At 72.0% G+C, this 17,584-nt stretch carries 15 protein-coding genes; 13 read left to right on the top strand and 2 right to left on the bottom strand.

Translation table 11 applies throughout. The features are described 5' to 3' along the window. The first annotated feature begins 100 nt into the window (after positions 1 to 100). Positions 101 to 223 (top strand): hypothetical protein, encoded by a 123-nt coding sequence (locus HNR73_RS40235; RefSeq protein WP_260337477.1) that lies wholly within the window; start codon positions 101 to 103, stop codon positions 221 to 223. A gap of 147 nt (positions 224 to 370) precedes the next feature. Here HNR73_RS40235 and HNR73_RS28900 read toward each other — a convergent pair whose 3' ends face one another. Continuing rightward, the gene (locus HNR73_RS28900; protein WP_203686613.1) at positions 371 to 1,324 is read right to left on the bottom strand and encodes a CbrC family protein; all 954 of its coding nucleotides are present in this window, start codon (positions 1,322 to 1,324) and stop codon (positions 371 to 373) included. 76 nt (positions 1,325 to 1,400) lie between these two features. Here HNR73_RS28900 and HNR73_RS28895 point away from each other — a divergent pair, with 76 nt between their 5' ends. Then, positions 1,401 to 2,639, top strand: a complete 1,239-nt coding sequence (locus HNR73_RS28895) for a hypothetical protein (protein WP_184790816.1) — start codon at positions 1,401 to 1,403, stop codon at positions 2,637 to 2,639. On the opposite strand, the gene HNR73_RS28890 is transcribed toward HNR73_RS28895, so the two are convergent. After that, complete coding sequence (locus tag HNR73_RS28890) at positions 2,636 to 3,181, bottom strand: DUF1697 domain-containing protein (RefSeq protein WP_184790815.1); 546 nt, start codon at positions 3,179 to 3,181, stop codon at positions 2,636 to 2,638. The genes HNR73_RS28895 and HNR73_RS28890 overlap by 4 nt on opposite strands. A gap of 94 nt (positions 3,182 to 3,275) precedes the next feature. On the opposite strand from HNR73_RS28890, the gene HNR73_RS28885 reads away from it, so the two are divergent. The 11 genes from HNR73_RS28885 (at position 3,276) to HNR73_RS28835 (ending at position 17,555) form a co-directional block, all read left to right on the top strand. Beyond that, the gene (locus HNR73_RS28885; RefSeq protein WP_184790814.1) at positions 3,276 to 4,349 is read left to right on the top strand and encodes an LLM class flavin-dependent oxidoreductase; all 1,074 of its coding nucleotides are present in this window, start codon (positions 3,276 to 3,278) and stop codon (positions 4,347 to 4,349) included. Positions 4,350 to 4,531: 182 nt separating this feature from the next. Then, positions 4,532 to 5,695 (top strand): LacI family DNA-binding transcriptional regulator, encoded by a 1,164-nt coding sequence (locus tag HNR73_RS28880; RefSeq protein ID WP_184790813.1) that lies wholly within the window; start codon positions 4,532 to 4,534, stop codon positions 5,693 to 5,695. Then, on the top strand, positions 5,692 to 6,621 hold the full coding sequence (locus tag HNR73_RS28875) for an ABC transporter permease (RefSeq protein WP_184790812.1): 930 nt from the start codon (positions 5,692 to 5,694) through the stop codon (positions 6,619 to 6,621). Before HNR73_RS28880 ends, HNR73_RS28875 begins: the two co-directional genes overlap by 4 nt. Further along, the gene (locus tag HNR73_RS28870) at positions 6,618 to 7,514 is read left to right on the top strand and encodes an ABC transporter permease (protein ID WP_184790811.1); all 897 of its coding nucleotides are present in this window, start codon (positions 6,618 to 6,620) and stop codon (positions 7,512 to 7,514) included. Before HNR73_RS28875 ends, HNR73_RS28870 begins: the two co-directional genes overlap by 4 nt. Before the next feature lie 13 nt (positions 7,515 to 7,527). Beyond that, the gene (locus HNR73_RS28865; RefSeq protein ID WP_184790810.1) at positions 7,528 to 9,030 is read left to right on the top strand and encodes an ABC transporter substrate-binding protein; all 1,503 of its coding nucleotides are present in this window, start codon (positions 7,528 to 7,530) and stop codon (positions 9,028 to 9,030) included. Beyond that, positions 9,027 to 10,004, top strand: coding sequence for an ABC transporter ATP-binding protein (locus tag HNR73_RS28860; RefSeq protein ID WP_184790809.1), 978 nt, complete (start codon positions 9,027 to 9,029; stop codon positions 10,002 to 10,004). The genes HNR73_RS28865 and HNR73_RS28860 overlap by 4 nt, the downstream gene beginning before the upstream one ends. Beyond that, positions 10,001 to 10,807 carry an ATP-binding cassette domain-containing protein gene (locus tag HNR73_RS28855; protein ID WP_184790808.1) on the top strand — a complete coding sequence of 269 codons (807 nt, stop codon included), beginning with the start codon at positions 10,001 to 10,003 and terminating at the stop codon, positions 10,805 to 10,807. The genes HNR73_RS28860 and HNR73_RS28855 overlap by 4 nt, the downstream gene beginning before the upstream one ends. Next, a complete protein-coding gene (locus HNR73_RS28850; RefSeq protein WP_184790807.1) occupies positions 10,807 to 12,969 on the top strand; it encodes an MGH1-like glycoside hydrolase domain-containing protein in 2,163 nt (720 codons plus the stop codon). The genes HNR73_RS28855 and HNR73_RS28850 overlap by 1 nt, the downstream gene beginning before the upstream one ends. After that, entirely contained in the window at positions 12,966 to 14,570 is a 1,605-nt protein-coding gene (locus HNR73_RS28845; protein ID WP_184790806.1) for an FAD-dependent oxidoreductase, read from the top strand. The genes HNR73_RS28850 and HNR73_RS28845 overlap by 4 nt, the downstream gene beginning before the upstream one ends. Further along, positions 14,570 to 15,499, top strand: coding sequence for a dihydrodipicolinate synthase family protein (locus HNR73_RS28840; RefSeq protein ID WP_184790805.1), 930 nt, complete (start codon positions 14,570 to 14,572; stop codon positions 15,497 to 15,499). Before HNR73_RS28845 ends, HNR73_RS28840 begins: the two co-directional genes overlap by 1 nt. Next, positions 15,474 to 17,555 carry a golvesin C-terminal-like domain-containing protein gene (locus HNR73_RS28835; protein ID WP_184790804.1) on the top strand — a complete coding sequence of 694 codons (2,082 nt, stop codon included), beginning with the start codon at positions 15,474 to 15,476 and terminating at the stop codon, positions 17,553 to 17,555. Before HNR73_RS28840 ends, HNR73_RS28835 begins: the two co-directional genes overlap by 26 nt. Positions 17,556 to 17,584 lie beyond the last annotated feature (29 nt).

Raw genomic sequence — 17,584 nt, 5'->3', positions numbered from 1 at the left:
GGCGTGTTGACTGCTTCTTCCCGGCTGTCCCATTGGACGGTGAGCGGGCAGCTGACTCGGCCTGTACCCACCCGGCCACACCGACGGCAAGAACCCACCGGTGTCGCTCGCCTGGCCGCCCGGAACCGACTACGACCTGCCCGGCATGCTCATCTGGGACCTCGGCGACGGCGACGAAGACCAAACCGACGAGGAAGGCGCCAGTGGACGCAGCCTCGGATAGCCGCCTCCAGCGGTGCTGATCCAGTTCGGCCCGTGCACGCTCTTCACCCGCGTCATCGAAGGCAACCTCGTCGGCGACCAGGGTCTGCGCACCACCGACATGGGCCACACCATCGCCACCTCACTACGGGTAGCGCGCCCCGCCCCTTCAGGACACGTCCACCCAATACCTGCCTCCGCAGCAGTGCAGGCACCGGAAGGCGAAGACGCCGTAGTCGTCGCCGGCGTAGCGGTCCCGCCAGTCGTCGAGGCGGTCGGGCGGTACGTGCAGCGTGAGCAGTGTCGCGTCGTCGAGTGCGGCGAAGGCGGCGGGCGAGAGCAGTCCTTCGAAGGCGCAGGCGTCGCCGCAGCAGCTCTGCCATTCCTCCTGCTGGAAAGTGGCGAAACCCGGTGTCCGTGCGCAGACCTCGGTGACGACGGCGTGCGGCAAGCCCGCCTCCAGTAGTGGGAAGTCGTCGCAGAAGGAGACCTTGAATCGGGTGGCGGCGGTGCCGTCGGCGATGCACCAGGGACAGATGTTGCGGAGCGTCCCGGCTCCGTAGGGCGTTGTCGTGTAGGCGAAGCCGGTGACCTGTTCGCAGACGGGGCATTGCGTGACCGAGGGGCTGATCGCTCCGGTCGCCAGGGGGTCGGGGTGGTATCGAAACCGGGGCAGGGGACGGGTTTCGGCCGGTGTCGGGGTCTTCGGAGTCTCGACGGCCTGGGCGATCGTGATGCCGAGAGCGACCGGTGGCTCGCCGTGGGACTGCCGGTAGAGCTTTTCGCCGAGGCGGGTCGGGTCGGTGGGGTCCGGGAGCAGGACCAGCAGTTCGCGTTCGCTCCAGCCCCGGGCGATCGGGACCATACCGTGTTCGGCGCCGGGCCGCTCTTCGACGAGCGAGCACCACCGCCAGATGTCCTCCGCCGTGCGCTTCATGGTCTTGCGGTCGGTCCGGTCGAGCACGGGCAGGAGCCGCCAGTCCTCGTCGGGGGCGGCGGGGATGTGGGGCAGTGCGCCGCCGTTCTCCAGCGCGAGGCGGGCCCGCAGCGCCTCGGGCACACGGCGGCCGAGACGTTCTTCCAGTCGGTCGAGGGCGGGCTCGGGGGCGGGACTGTTCGGCACGGGTCGACCGTATACCGACGGATCACCGACACCCGCCGCTTGCGTCCGCAGTGGACCATGGAGGTGAGGTGATCCCATGGACCCGTGGACGCTCGTGCCCGAACCGCTCCGTCAACTCCTCGGCTCGTCCCCGCAGACCGGGGCGGCGCGTCTCGCGCTGGCGTGGCTGGGCGGCGTCGTGCTGTTCACCGCGCTGTCGGCGTGGGTCCGGCGGATCCTGACCCACGCTCACCATCCCGAGGCCTCCCGCGCGCGCCGTCGCGGCGGCGACACCGTGCGCGTCGCCATGCTGACCTTCCTGGTCGCGGCCGTCACCGGCTTGGCGCTGCTCGTCGCGGGTGTGGCGACGGCGACCGGGCTGCTCATCGCCTCGAAGTGGGGCTCACTGCTCAGCGGGAGTCCGGGCCCCCTGGCGGGGCGCTTCGACTGGAACTGGGTCTCCTACGCCTATCTCGCCGCCGCTCTCGGGCACTCCCTCCTGCTCACCTGGCGCTACGGCCGCGACGTCGGCGAGGAGGGCCTGTCGGCGCGGCCACCGCGACGTCTCGCGAAGGCCTACTTCCGGCGCTGGTGGGGGAAGTGGCACGCGGTCTGGATTCTGTTCGTGCTCGGCGGTTGCGGTGGGGCCGTGGCCGTGCTGGAGACGCAGAACGGCTTTCCGCGCGACCGTTACTGGATCTGGGGCATCGTCGCCGCCTGCCACGGTCTGAGTCTGTGGCTGACGCCGTGGCTGTTGGTCGTCGCGCGCAGCATGCTCGTCAACCTCTACCGGCTGCCCGGCCGGCAGCGGCGGGCGCACCGGATCTGGTCGGCGCGGGTGCGCGAGGAGCGGTGGCTGGCCTCGCGCGGGCTGACCTGGCCGGAAGGTCCGTGGAAGCTGTACGTGCGCGAGCCCGGCCTGACCCGGGCGGTCCGGCACATCGTGCTTCAGGACGGCCGCGGCGGTTTCGAGCCGGTCACGTGGTGCGGGACGGCCCGCGCCGGGCTGCGCATCGAGGATGCCGGCAAGGCCAAGGGCGGGCTGTGCCCCGACTGCGGGCTGGCCGACCGGGTCCGGTGGCTGGATCTCATGCGGCGACGTGCGCAGGGGCGCGGTCCGGTCGTGACGACTCCGAAGGTGACGGTCACCCCGCCGCCGCCTCCCTCCCAGGCCGTACCCGCCGAGGTGACGATGACCCGCCCTCCCGAGGCGGCCCCGGAGGCCGCCGTCGCTCCGCCGCCCCGGGCCGAGGAGGCGGTGACGACCCAGACCGTGCCGCTCCCCCGGCAGCGACCGTGGACGGTGGCGCGGATCCGCCGCCTGTGGCGCGACTAGCCGGCCGAGAGCTCCAGCAACGCCTTCACCGTGTTCCAGTTGCGGCTGGTCACGGTCAGGCCTTTGACGTACTTCGGCCGGGCGAGTTCGACGGCGAGCTTGGAGACGCCCAGACCCGCCGGCGCGTACAGGTAGTAAGCCTTCTCGCCGAGGCGGAACTCCTCGGGGGTGAAGGAGGCGGTGTCGATCTCGCCGAACTTCTCCGCCGAGGGTTCGGCGGACAGGAAGGTGACGTGCAGTTGCCTGCCTTCCAGGTCCGCGGCCGGGAACGGGCAGGACTCGACGATCCGGCGCAGGTAGGCGCCGTCGATGACGAAGCAGGCGACGTCGAAGCCGAACTCTCCGGCGATGGCCTTCTCCAGCTTCCCGGCGACCTCGGCGGGGTCGGCCTCGGCGCCGGTGAAGACGGCGTTGCCGCTGTTGAGGTAGGTGCGGACCTCGGTGTATCCGAGCTCGGCGAGCAGTTCGCGGAGCCGGGTCATCGGCACCTTCTTCTTGCCGCCGACGTTGATTCCCCGCAACAGCGCCACGTAAGTCGTCATGGGCTCAGTATCCGTCCGCCGGGTGGCTCGCACCGACCGTGCATAATCTCTACTATTCCGATAGGAAATCTCGACTATTCGTCTGGAGACCCCCATGTTCCTCTGGTACATCCCCAACCAGGCCCGACCCGGACACCGCGGCGACGACGCCACCGAAGGCCACAACAGCCTTGACGCACTGACCGGGCACGCCCGGGCCCTGGAGGAGCACGGCTGGGACGGCGCGCTCATCGGCACCGGCTGGGGACGGCCCGACACCTTCACCGTCGCCGCCGCGCTCGCCGCGCGGACGACAAGCTTCCGGCCGCTGATCGCCGTGCGGCCCGGCTACTGGCGGCCGGCGAACTTCGCCTCGGCCGCCGCGACCCTCGACCACCTCAGCGGCGGGCGCGTCCTGGTCAACATCGTGTCGGGCAAGGACCATCTCGCCGCCTACGGCGACCACGAGGGCGAGCAGGCCGACCGCTACGCGCGGACCAGGGAGTTCATGCGGATCGTGCGGCGGCTGTGGACCGAGGAGGACGTGACCTACCGCGGCGAGCACTTCTCCGTCGAGAACGCGACGGTCGAGCCGCGGCCGGTCGTGAACGGCGGGCGCAGGCATCCCCGGCTGTACTTCGGGGGCGCCTCGGCGGCCGCCGAGGAGGTCGCGGCGACCGAGGCCGACGTCCAGCTGTTCTGGGGTGAGCCCCTCGCCGGTGTGCGTGAGCGGATCGAGCGGCTGCGGGCGCTCGGCGAGAAGCTGGGGCGGGAGCACGCCCCGCTCGAATTCGGGCTGCGGGTGACGACGCTCGTGCGGGACACCACGGAGCAGGCGTGGGCCGACGCGGAGGCGAAGGTGGCGCGGATGGCGAAGGTCGGCGCGCAGGATCCCAACCGGTTCACCGCCGTGGGGCAGCAGCGGCTGCTCGACCTGGCGGCGCGGGGCGAGGTGCTCGACGAGAACCTGTACACGACGCCCGGGAAGTTCGGTGGGGGCGGTGCGGGGACGACGTGGCTGGTCGGTTCGGCGGAGGACGTGGCGCGGTCGCTGCGCCGGTATCGGGAGCTGGGGGTGACGCACTTCGTGCTGTCGGACACGCCGTACCTGGCCGAGATCGAGCGGCAGGGGACGCGACTGCTGCCGCTGCTGCGAGACGGGGACGCGGCGCCTCCGACCGGAGCGTGACCGCCGTGAGGCGCTGACCAGCACTCCGGCCACACTCACCGCTCGCGCCTCGTGGGGGCGAAAAGTTTCCCGCTCGGCTCTTGACGTCGGTGATCTTCGGACCTACGATCGCTGATACGTATCACCAACTGATACGTATAACTAACCTCTACGTATCAACGCCGAAACGAAACGAGGTCCCCGTGCCCGACGACCCGGCCACGACCCCGCCCCCCGCCGCCGGTGCGGCGCGCGGGCCGAGCGGGCCGGACCGGCCGCGCGCGGAGGGACGAGGCCTCACCCCCGAGGCACCGGCCGCGCCCCCGCGCCGCCCCCGCCGCCAGCCCACGCAGGTCGACCTCGCCCGCCACGCCGGCGTCTCACAGGCGACCGTCTCCCAGGTCGTCAACGAGACCCCGGACCGCCCTGCCCGGCTGACCCCGGAGACCCGCCAGCGCGTCCTCGACGCCATCGCCGACCTCGGGTACCGCGCCAACCCCGCCGCCCGCAGCCTCAAAGGCAAACAGAACCGCCTCCTCGGCCTCTACGCCTTCGAGCCGGTCTTCCCCGTCGACCAGCGCGACTTCTACTTCCCCTTCCTCCTCGGCGTCGAAGAGGAGGTCGCCCGGCAGGGCTACGACCTCATCCTGTTCTCCTCCGCGGTCGCCGGAGCGCGGCGGCCGATATTCGTCGAAGGCGTCAACCGCCTGCGGCTCGCCGACGGCGCGGTCCTCCTCGGCCGGCACATGAGCCGCGAGGACCTCGCCGAGCTCGTCGCCGAGGACTTCCCCTTCGTCTTCATCGGCCGCCGCGAACTCGGCTCCACTCCCCTGTCCTATGTGGGCGCCGACTACGCCGCGGCGACCCGCGAACTCGTCGGCCGCTTCGCCGAGCTCGGCCACCGCGACATCGCCTTCCTGCGCCAGCCCGGCGACAGCGAACCGACCGCCGACCGCGAGCGCGGCTACCACGAGGGCATGGCCGGTGTCGGCGAGCCGATCACCCACGAGGGCGCCTTCACCACCGCGGATCTGCGCGCCCTCCTCGACGCGGGCGTCACCGCCCTGCTCGCCGAACCGACCGAGGACGACCGGATCGCCGCCGACGTCGAGGCCGCCGCGACCGAGCTGGGCGTGTCGATCCCCGAGGACCTCTCGGTGGGCCTGCTCGGCGACCCGACCTGGTCGCAGAGCGCCAACGACTGGACCCGCTTCGCGGTGCCGCGCCCGGAGATGGGCCGCCGGGCGGTGCGGCTGCTCATCGAACTGCTGGAGAACGGCCACGACACCGCCCGCCAGGACCTCGTCGCCTGCGAGTACCTCGCCGGTGAGACCCTGTCGCGTCCACGGCGGAGCGGGCGATCATGACCGGTCTGGTGATCCGGCGCCTGGCCGTCGGGATGTTCGTGCTGTGGGGCGCGGTCACGTTGATGTTCGCGCTGCTGAGGATGGCGCCCGGCGACCCGGCCACGCTCATGCTCGGCCCGGACGCCACCAGCGCCGAGGTCGACGCCCTGCGCACCGAACTGGGCCTCGACAGGGGCGTCTTCGCCCAGTACCTGACCTACCTCGGCCAGATCGCGCGGCTCGACTTCGGCGACTCCTACCGCTTCAACCTCCCCGCGATGGACGTCGTCCTCGACCGGCTGCAGGCCACCGTCGAGCTGACCGTCACCGCGACCGTCATCGCCGCCGTCGCCGGCCTCACCCTCGGCATGCTGGCCGGGTACCGGCCCAACGGGCGCCTCGACCGGACCGTGTCCGGACTGACGATCCTGCTCCAGGGCATGCCGACCTTCTGGGTGGGGATCATGCTGGTCCTGCTCTTCTCGGCCACCCTCCACCTGCTGCCCAGCTCCAGCGTCGGCACCCCGCAGCACATGATCATGCCCGCGGTGACGCTCTCGCTGCCGTTCACCGCGATCGTCGCCCGCATCGCGCGCACCAGCGTCGTGGACTCCATGCAGGAGCCATACGTCCAGACCGCCTACTCCAAGGGCCTCAGCCGCTTCCAGGTCCTCACCGGGCACGTCCTGCGCAACTCGCTGACGCCGGTCGTGACGATCATCGGCCTGCAGATGGGCGCACTGCTCGGCGGTGCCGTCATCGTCGAGAACGTCTTCGCCTGGCCGGGCCTGGGTTCCCTGATCGTCGAATCGGTCGCCAACCGCGACTACTCGGTCGTGCAGGCCGCGGTCCTGCTCATCGCCGCCGTGGTGGTCGTGCTGAACCTCCTCGCCGACCTCTCCTACTCGCTGCTCGATCCGCGCATCCGCACCGGAGGCAACCGATGACCGACGTGGCCGAAGAACTCGCCGCGACGGCCCCGCCGCGCCCCCGCCGCATGAGGCCGCTGCGGTGGATCCCCGTCGCCGTCATCGCCGTCTACGTCCTCGTGGCGGTCTTCGGGCCGCTGCTCGTCGACTACGACCCGATCGCCACGCCGCTCGCCGACCGCCTCAAGCCGCCGGGGGCGTCCACCGCCGCCGGAACCGCACTGCTGGGCACCGACGCCGTCGGCCGCGACGTCTTCGCGCAGGTCGTCTACGGCGCCCGCACGTCGATGACGATCGCCGTGCTGACCGTCTCGGTCGCCGCGCTGGTCGGCTTGACCGTCGGCGTCATCGCCGGCTACACCGGCGGCATCGTCGACGCGCTGCTCAGCCGTTCCGTCGACGTCCTGCTCGCCTTCCCCGGCATCGTCTTGGCGATCGTCGTCGCCGGGCTGTTCGACCGCAGCCTCGCCGTCGTGGTCCTCGCCCTGGCGCTGACCGGCTGGATCGCCTTCGCCCGCCTGACCCGCGGCTCGGCGCTGTCCCTGCGCGAACGCGACTGGGTCGCCGCCGCCCGCGTCATGGGCGTGTCCTGGCGGCGGACCATGACCCGGCACATCCTGCCCTTCGTGGCCGGACCGGTCGTCGCCCTCGCCACCATCGAGTTCGGGCTGGTCGTCCTCGCCGAGGCCGGTCTGAGCTTCCTCGGGATCGGGCTGCCCCCGTCCACCGTGTCCTGGGGGAAGACCATCGCCGGCGGCCGCGACTACCTCGCCACCGCCTGGTGGATCTCCACCTTCCCCGGGGTCGCGCTGGCGCTCCTCGTGGTGAGCGTCGGACTCCTCGGCGACCAGTTCAACGCCCTGTTCCGCGGCCGCGGCCGCCCGGGCGCAGCAAACACCCGCCGCGGCTGACAAGGAGACGACCATGCCGCACCGCAGAACCATCAGACGCCTCACCGCGCTCACCGCCCTCTTGCCCGTCGCCGGCCTCGCCGTCGGCTGCTCGACGACCTCGGGAGGCGACGGGGACACCTCGGCGTTCACCGTGGCCAGCCCGTACGCCGTGCAGAGCCTCGACCCGTACGGCTCCGCCGGTGCCGCCATCGGCACCCAGCTGGCCAACCAGGCCGTCTTCAACCGCCTCGTCAAGGCCGACGCCACCGGGCAGCTCGGCCCGGACCTCGCCGAGTCCTGGACGCCCGACGCCGACGCCACCACCTGGACGTTCACCCTCCGGCAGGGCGTGAAGTTCTCCGACGGGTCGGCCTTCGACGCCGAGGACGTGGTCAGCTCCTTCAAGCGCTTCACCGAGGGGAAGAACCCCAACGCGGGCAGCTTCACCGGCGTCACCGCCACCGCCGGTGCCGACGGCACCGTCGCCTTCGACTCCCCCGCCCCCGACCCGGCGCTGCCCGGCAAGCTCACGCTCTTCTTCGTCACGGCCTCGGAGACCCCCGCCGAGTTCCCGGCGAAACCGGTCGGCACCGGCCCGTTCACGGTCGCGAACTTCACGCCCGGTGAGACCTTGGAGATGGCACCGAACGCGGCCTACTTCGACGGTGCGCCGAAGCTGCAGAAGCTCGTCTTCCGGCAGATCCCGGAGATCTCCTCCCGGATGACCGCGCTGGCCAACAACGAGATCCAGGCGACCTGGGGCGTCCCCGACGACCAGCTCGCCGGGCTGCAGGGCAACCCCGACGTGAAGGTCGAGACCGTCGCGTCGACCTCGGTCTACACGATGTGGTTCAACTCCGGCCGCGATTCGCTGTCCGACGCCACGGTCCGCAAGGCGCTGTGGCAGGCCGTCGACTTCAACACCATCATCTCCTCGCTCTACCCGCAGACCGGGCAGCCGTCCGACTCCGTGCTCGCACCGCCGGTCTTCGGCCACGCGGCACAGACACCGGTCGCCTATGACCCCGAAGCGGCGAAGAAGGCCCTCGAAGAGGCCGGCTTCGACTTCTCCAAGACCCTCCAGATCCAGTTCAGCGGCGCCGAGTACCGGCAGTTCGTCGAGGCCGTCGCCGCCGACCTGGCCAAGGTCGGGGTGAAGGCCGAGCCCGCCGAGAAGGAGGCCGCGGTCTTCCTCGAAGACCTGCTGGGCATGAAGTGGGACATCAACTTCCAGGCGCTGTCCACGCCGTCCTTCGACGCCGCCACCAACCTCGGACGGCTCTACCCCTGCTCGGCGAAGCGGACCGGCTTCTGCGACGCCGACCTCGACAAGATCCTCGCCGAGGCCGGATCCACCGCCGACACCACCGCGCGCCAGGAGCTCTACGCCCAGGCCTCGACGATCATCTGGGACAAGGCCGTCGGCATGTACCCGATGCAGGTCAAGATCGCCTACACCTGGCGCTCCAACGTGGAGGGTCTGGCCGCCAGCCCGACCTACCTCCCCGACTTCTCCACGGTGACCCTGTCATGACCGCCGCCGGACCGCTGATCGAGGCACGGGACCTCAGCGTCCACCTGCCCGGTGCCGAAACGATGACGCCGGTCATCGACAAGGTGGACTTCACCGTCGGGGAAGGCCGCACCACCGGCCTCATCGGCGAGTCCGGCAGCGGCAAGACCATGATCGCCTCCGCCGTCATCGGGCTCCTCCCGGAGGCCGCCACGGTCTCCGGGGAGCTCCGGTTGCGCGATGAGGAACTGCTGACGGCGGGCGAGAAGCGGCGCCGGAACCTGCGCGGCCACGAGATCGCGATGATCTTCCAGGACCCGCTGTCGGCGCTCAACCCGGCCCAGCGGATCGGCCGTCAGGTCGGGGAGATCCTCCGCCGCGACGGTCTGCCGCGCGGCGAGGTCGACCGCGCCGTCGTCGGTCTGCTCGACCAGGCCGGGATCCCCGACCCGGAACGGCGGATGCGCGCCTACCCCCACCAGTTCTCCGGCGGGATGCGGCAGCGGGCGATGATCGCCCTCGCCCTGGCCGGGAGTCCCTCGCTGGTCCTGGCCGACGAACCGACCACGGCCCTCGACGTCACCGTCCAGGCCCGGATCCTGCGGCTGCTGGCCTCGATCCAGGCCGCGCGCGGAATGTCGATGCTGCTGGTCAGCCACGACCTTCGGGTCATGTCGCACGTCTCGCACGACCTGGTCGTCCTCTACGCCGGGCGGGTCTGCGAACGCGGTCCGACCAAGCGTGTCCTCGGCCGGCCGCGTCACCCGTACACGAAGGCGCTGCTGGCGAGCGTGCCCGCCGTGCGTGAGGCGTCGGTCCCGGCCGACCCGCTGCCGGGGGCACCGGCCAACCCGATGGCGCGTCCTTCGGGCTGCGCCTTCCATCCCCGCTGTCCCCTGGCCCGTGAGCGCTGCAAGGTCGAGGTCCCGCTCGCGCGGGAGATCGAGCCCGGGCGTTTCAGCGCCTGCCATTTCGCCGAGGAGGTGACGCCGTGAGCGACACGCCTCTCGTCGCGCTCGACGGTCTGACCGTCCGCTTCGGACGCCCCCGGCGGCCGTGGCGTCCCACGTCGACGGTGACCGACGCCGTCGCCGGGGTGGACCTGCGCGTGGAGCGCGGGGAGACCCTCGCGCTGGTCGGCGAGTCCGGTTCGGGCAAGACGACGCTCGCGCGCTGCGTTGCCGGGCTGATCGGCGACTACGCCGGGGAGTTCCGTTTCGACGGGGATCTCGTCGCCGCGCGGGCGCGGCGGCGTCCGGAGCTGCGCCGGTCGATCCAGATGGTCTTCCAGGATCCGCGTTCCTCGCTGAACCCGCGGATGACGGTCGGAAAGATCGTCACCGAGGGCTGGGAGGCGCATCCCTCGGCCGCGCCGGACGACCCGAAGACGGCGCTGGTCGCGCTGCTCGATCAGGTCGGGCTCGACGAGTCGCTCATCGGGCGGCGTCCCGGTGAGCTGTCGGGCGGTCAGTGTCAGCGGGTGAGCATCGCCCGGGCGCTGGCGTTGCGGCCGCGGCTGCTGGTCTGCGACGAGGCCGTCTCGGCGCTGGACGTGTCGGTCCAGGCGCAGATCCTGCGGTTGCTGATCGACCTGCGCGGCGCCTACGACCTCACGATCCTGTTCATCACCCACGACCTGGGCGTGGTGCGGCAGATCGCCGACCGGGTCGCGGTCATGCGCCGGGGCGAGATCGTCGAGACCGGCGCGACGGCCGGGCTGTACGAGGCGCCCGTCCACCCCTACACCCGGGAGCTGCTGGACGCGGCCCTCGACATCGAGAGCGAGGCCGTGAACTGATGCCGCCAATCCCGCCGCCCACCGGCTGGAACACCTGGGACGTCCGCTTCCACACCGGCTGGCTGCACCTGCCGTCGGGCCTGCGCGCCCGGGTCGCGGTCCGTTCGGCCGACGGGGAGCTCTTCGACGAGTTCACCTGGCGGCATGGTTTCGGGCGGCTCGGGCACCACACCGTCGACGGCGCCTATGCCGCGCTGCGGGCCCAGGCCTTCGGGTCCACCGTGGACATCGAGGTCGCCGGAGGCGATCGGCTCAGCCTGCTCGCGCGCTGCGAGGGTGGGGCTTCGGTCACGATCCTCATCGACCGCAAGGCCGGGTACGGCGAAAGCGCACCGGTGTTCGGTGACGAGAGCGTCGAAGCCGGTGGCGAGTCCTGGACGATCCACGCGCCGGGCGTCGTGGCGTCCGGTGTGGACAACGATGTCCTGCGGCTCGACTTCGGCCCCGAGGCCGTCTTCGGTCTCGGCTCCGCCGACGTCGCGGCGAGCGTCGCCGCGGCCCGGGACGCGGCCGAGGCCGTCCGGCCGCGCAGCTCGGGATGGCTCGGTGACGCCGCCGAGGCGATGACCCGCGCGCTGACCTGGAACACGATCCACGCCCCCGACACCGCCAAGGTCCTCACGCCGACCTCGCGTGACTTCGTCTCCCGCGAACGCGACGGCTTCTACGGTTCCTGGGCTCTGCACACCTGGGACACGTTCTTCACCGGCCTGGTCGCGTCCTGGCTCGATCCGGCCTACGGCGCGGGTGTCTTCGCCCAGATCGCCGACCACGTCTGTGCCGGGGGCATGCTGCCCAACCGGGTCAGCGACGACGGCGGGACCACCCGCGACCGTTCCCAGCCGCCGGTCGGGGCCCACACCGTCCTCAAGGCGTACCTCGGCAGTGGACTGTCGGCGGAGACGCGCGACCGGGAGCCCCTGGAGCGCATGTACCCGGTCCTGTGCGACTGGCACGCCTGGTGGCTCGGCGCCCGCGTCGGCCCGTTCGGCCTGCTGTCGTGGGGTTCCGATCCGGTGCCCGGCGACGCCGGCTCGGCGACCGTCGACCGCGCCCGGCGCGAATCGGGTCTCGACGACTCGCCGATGTACGACGACGCGGTCCTCGACCCCACGTCGCACACCATGGATCTGGCCGACGTGGGCCTCAACGCCCTGCACATCGCCGACGCCCGCGCGCTGGCCGACATCGCCGCGATCCTCGGCCGCGACGAGGAGTCCGGGGCCTACCGGAAGGCGGCCGACGCCGCCGTCGCCGTGCTCAACGCCCTGCTGTGGGACGAGGCCTCGGGCCGCTACCTCAACCGTCTCGCCGACGGCCGTTTCTCCCCGCATCTCTCGCCGACGATGCTGTACCCGCTGCTCGCCGGTGCCCCCGACGCCTCGGCCGCGGCGGCCCTGGCCGACGATCTCCTCGCGCCCGGGCGACTCGGCGGTGAACCGCCGCTGCCGTCCACGTCGCGCGACGACCCGGGCTTCAGCGCCCGCTACTGGCGCGGGCGGGTGTGGGCGCCGATGGTGTTCCTCGCCGTGGAAGGGCTGCGCCGCTACGACCTCACCGCGCACTCGCGGTCCATCGTGGACTCGCTGCTCACGCTGTTCCTGCGGGAGTGGGCTGAGCACGGTCACGTCCGCGAGAACTACCCGGTTGTCGAAGGCGAGGACGTCCGGCCCCTCGAAGCCCGTTCCGACGGGCTCATGGGCTGGGGCGGTCTGCTGGGGTACCTGGCCGTGCAGGAACTGGCCGACCCGCGCGTCGACGGCTGGCGCTTTGCCCATCCCGGCCGCGTCGCCTCGGTGACGTCGGCCGGTGTGGCGGGGGGACCTTTCACGGTCGAGGCCGAGGAGTCGCTCCTGCGGGTGCGGCTCGGCGATCGCGTGCTGCTGGAGATCCCTCCGGACGCGACCGTCACCGGATACGCGCGCGGCCGCGGCGAGGTCCGCGGCGTGCTCACCGGATCCGGCGGGACGGCCCTGGTCGCCGTCCCCGACGCGGCGGGCCACGACGAGGTGGAGCTGCGGATCGGCGGCGCGCGGACGCGCGTCCGCCCCGACGCGCGCGGGCTGGTCGAGCTGACCGTCGCGGGTGGTCCCGTGGAGTTCGGCGTGTGCGCGCCGAAGCGGGGCGAGAAACGAGACGAGGTAACGGAGTGGCAGGCATGAAGGCCGGAGAGTTCGACGTCGTGATCGCGGGTGGCGGTCTCGGCGGGGTCGCGGCCGCGCTGGCGGCGCTGCGGCGCGGAAGGCGCGTGCTCGTCGCCGAGGAGACCGACTGGCTCGGCGGGCAGCTCACCACGCAGGGCGTCCCGCCCGACGAGCACGCCTGGATCGAACGTTTCGGCGCGACCCGCTCCTACCGGCGGCTGCGCGACGGGATCCGCGAGCACTACCGCCGCTGGTACCCGCTCACCGACGCCGCCCGCCGGGCGCCGGACCTCAACCCCGGGCTGGGCCGCGTGAGCCGGCTCTGCCACGAGCCGCGCGTCGCCGCCGACGTCATCTCCGGGCTCATCGCGCCCTACCTGGCCGCCGGGCGCCTGACGGTCTGGTACCGGCACCGTCCCGTCGCCGCCGAGGTCGACGGCGACCGCGTCCGCTCGGTCGTCTTCGAAGGCCCCGACGGGACCCTCCGCGACGCCTCGGCGCCCTTCGTCCTCGACGCCACCGAACTCGGTGACCTGCTCCCCCTGGCCGGGATCGAGCACGTCACGGGTTTCGAGTCGAGCGAGGAGACCGGCGAGCCGAGTGCGCCGAGGGAGGCGCAGCCGACGAACATGCAGGCCGTCAGCTGGGTCTTCGCCGTCGAGCACCGCGCCGGTGAGGACCACACGATCGACAAGCCCGAGCGCTACTCCTTCTGGCGCGACTACCGCCCCGGCTACTGGCCGGGGCCGCTGCTCGGGCTGACCGCGCCCGATCCGCGCAACCTGGAGCCGCTGACGCGGACCTTCGTCCCGCACGCCACGACCGGTCCGGTCGTCGCCGACCAGAGCCTCGACCCCGGTGACCGTGACCTGTGGGCCTTCCGTCGCGTCCTGGCCCGTGAGAACTTCACGCCCGGCTTCCTCGACAGCGACGTCACGATCGTGAACTGGCCGATGATCGACTACCTGGAGGGCCCGGTCATCGGCGTCTCCGAGGAGGAGCAGAAGCGGCACCTCGACGGCGCCCGTGAGCTGGCGATGAGCATGATGTACTGGCTCCAGACCGAGGCGCCCCGCCCCGACGGTGGCACCGGCTGGGCCGGGCTGCGGCTGCGCGGTGACATCTTCGGCACCGACGACGGCCTCGCCAAGGCCCCCTACATCCGCGAGTCGCGGCGGATCCGGGCCCGCCGGACGGTCGTCGAGCAGGACCTGTCGCTCGACGTGCGCGGCGAGCACGGCGCGGTGGAGTACCCCGACAGTGTCGGCGTGGGCATGTACCGCATCGACCTGCACCCGTCGACGGGCGGCGACAACTACATCGACGTGGCCTCCTGCCCGTTCCAGATCCCGCTGGGGGCGCTGCTCCCGCAGCGTGTGGAGAACGTCCTTGCGGCCGGGAAGAACATCGGCACCACGCACATCACCAACGGCTGCTACCGGCTGCACCCGGTCGAGTGGAACATCGGCGAGGCGGCCGGCGCGCTGGCCGCGCACTGTGTCGACAGGGGACTCACCCCGGCCCAGGTTCATGAGGACCCGGCGCTGCTGGCGGAGTTCCGGCGCGAGCTCGCCGCCGACGGCGTCGAGCTGGCCTGGCCGGTCGTGAGGGGCTACTGATGGGTCTCCTCGACGGTCTGACCGTGCCGATGGTGACGCCGATGTCGGCGCCCGGGGAGCCTTCGGCCCGGGCGGGCAAGCCGCTTCTGCGGGCCTTCGCCGCCGCGGGTGTCACGCGCCTGATGCTGCTGGGCAGCAACGGGGAGGGACCGCTCATCCGCGCCGATCGGACCGGGCCCTTCGTGCGTGACGTGACGCGCCTGTGGCGCGGGCTCGTCCCCGGTGGGCAGATCCTCGCCAATGTGACCGCGCCGGGCACCGGTGAGGCGTTGTGGCGCGCCGAGCTGGCCGGTGAGGTCGACGCCTACGTTCTGAGTCCGCCGACCTACTTCGCCCACCGTGAGGACGAGGTCGTGGCGCACTACCGGGCGCTGGCCGCCCTGGGGGTCCCGGTGATCGCCTACAACGCGCCCAAGTACGCCACTCCCCTGACCGCGGCCTCGGCCGAGGCCGTCGCCGACGTCCCCGGGGTCGCCGGTGTGAAGGACTCCTCGGGCGACCCGGCGCTCCTGGCGCACCTGGTGTCGCTGTCGCGGACCCGGCCTGGTTTCGAGGTGAGTCAGGGCGCGGAGGGCGCGCTGGCGGCCGGTCTGCGCGCGGGCGCGCACGGGATCGTCCCCGGCACCGCCAACCTCGCTCCGCGTCTGGCGCTCGACATGCTCGCCGCCCACCGCTGCGGCGACGACGCCCTGCTCGACCGGCTCCAGGGCCTCACCGAGCGCCTGACCCGCATTCACGCGGTGCGGCCCGGGGTCCCGTCGGTCAAGGCGATCCTCGCCGCCCGGGGCCTGTGCCCCGTTCACTCCGCACCGCCTCTCGCACCCTGCACCGACGCTCAGATCCGCGAACTCGACGGCGTCATCGAACCCCTCGGCGACGCGATCCTTCCCAAGGAGGACGCCCATGATCGACCCGAAGCTGCCACGTAGAACCCTGCTCGGCGCCGCGGTGGCCGCCACCGCCACCGTGGCGCTCACGCCGACCGCCGCCTCGGCCGCGGCGGGACGGCCGCGCCCCTTCTTCGACGAGAAGACCCTGTGGGACTCCGAAGTGGACCCACTGGTCAACTACCACGTGCACGGCCTGTACGTGCTGCCCGACGACACGATCCTGCTGGCCACCGAGGGCCGCCACGAGGTCTGCGACGCCGGTCCCCGCGACCTCGTCCTGCGCCGCAGCCCCGACGGCGGCGAGACCTGGCTGCCGACGCAGACGATCGTCGAGTCCGTCGACGGCCAGTCGTGGGGCAATCCCGCCTTCATCGCCGACAGGGTCACCGGCGAGGTCTTCTTGTTCTACATGCTCTCCGAGCAGCTCCCGGAGAACACGACCTGCTCGGGCGACTCCGGCGACCTCTACGTCGTCTCCAGCACCGACGCCGGCGCCACGTGGAGCGAGCCGCGCTCCCTGGCCGGCCTGTTCGACCACTTCGGTTACGGGTGGGCGCTGCACAACCCCGGTCCCGGGCACGGCCTTCAGCTCGACTCCGGGCGCCTGCTGCTGAACGTCTCCCATCGCCGGATCATCGTCGGCACGCCCGTCGACGAGCGCTACTACGGGGTCGCGGCGATCTACTCCGACGACCACGGCGCGACGTGGCGGACGACCGCCGAGGTGCCGGTGTCGGTGGCGTACCCGGCGAACGAGGCGCGGATGTTCCGGCGCACCGACGGCACGATCGTGGTCAACGCCCGCGCGGCGTCGGGCGGCAACCGCCAGCGGATCGTCGCGGTCAGCGCCGACGACGGGCTGACCTGGTCGCCGCCGGTGCTGGACGGCGCGACCGGCGTGTTCAACGCCGTCGACGCCGGATTGCTGCGCTACACCGGGATCGGCGACGGCGAACCCGACCGGGTGCTGTTCAGCCGTCCGGACGCGCCGATGCGCTGGAACATGACCGTTTCGGTGAGCTACGACGGTGGCCATTCCTACCGCTACAGCCGGGTGGTCAACGAGAAGCGCTCGTACTACTCGGATCTGGCGCGGCTCGCCGACGGGACGATCGTCCTGGTCTACGGCTGCGAGGGTGACATCGCGTCCTTCCCGCGCAAGGTCAACGTCTGCCGCTTCAACCTGGAGTGGCTGACCGGCGGCCGCGACTCCCTGCGCGGCGGCCCCGGTGTGTCGGAGAAGGTGTATCCGCTGGCCGAGCTGTCGAAGGCCGCGACCGTCACCGGCGGAACGCTGGAGACCGTCGAGGAGGCCACCGCGCGCGGCCGGGCCCGGCTCGTGCTGCGTCCCACCGGCCCGGAGTCCTTCGTGGACGTTCCATTCACGGTGCGGTCGCGGACCCGCGCCGAGGCCGTGCTGCGCTACCACCGGCCCGTCGACGGTGGTGTGCTCACCGCGACGATCGATGGGAAGGCCCTGCACGGCACGACCGCCGACACCACCGCGGAGAGTTCGGCCGGATACGACCTGCTGCGTCTCGGGAACGTCGATCTCCACCCGGGCCGGCACGTTCTGCGGCTGGCGCTGGCCGGTCCCGGACGCGGCGGCGGGACGCTGATCTCGGCCGACACCCTGAGCCTGGTCACGGCGCCGTACGCGCCGGACCTGCGCGAGGAGGTCACCGTCGACAACTCCGAGCAGGGTTTCCAGGTCCTCTCCGGTACCTGGGCGACCGGAACGGGAACGCCCGGGTACTACAGCGGCAACTACCGTTCTGCCCCGGCCGGAACGGGCGCGTCGGTGGTCCGCTTCCGGCCCGCCCTGCCCGCCGACGGGCGCTACGAGGTGCGGGTGTCGTACACCGCGCACGCCAACCGCGCCACGAACGCGCCCTACACGATCCACCACGCCCACGGCTCGAACCTGATCCTGGTCGACCAGACCGTCGCCGGTGAACCGGACGTGCGGACCGGGCAGTGGATCTCGCTGGGGGTGTTCGAATTCCCCGCCGGGATCGGCTCGGTGGTGGAGCTGTCGGACCTGGCCAACGGTGTGGTGATCGCCGACGCGGTCCGCTTCACGCGGGTCGCCTAGAGACCGGCCCGGGCCGTGATCCCCCCTCG

Origin of the sequence: Phytomonospora endophytica (genome assembly GCF_014202425.1) — a bacterium.
Classification (GTDB): Bacteria; Actinomycetota; Actinomycetes; order Mycobacteriales; family Micromonosporaceae; genus Phytomonospora; species Phytomonospora endophytica.
Note: the sequence above shows the minus strand (reverse complement) of the source record. Positions and strands in the feature narration are given on the sequence as shown.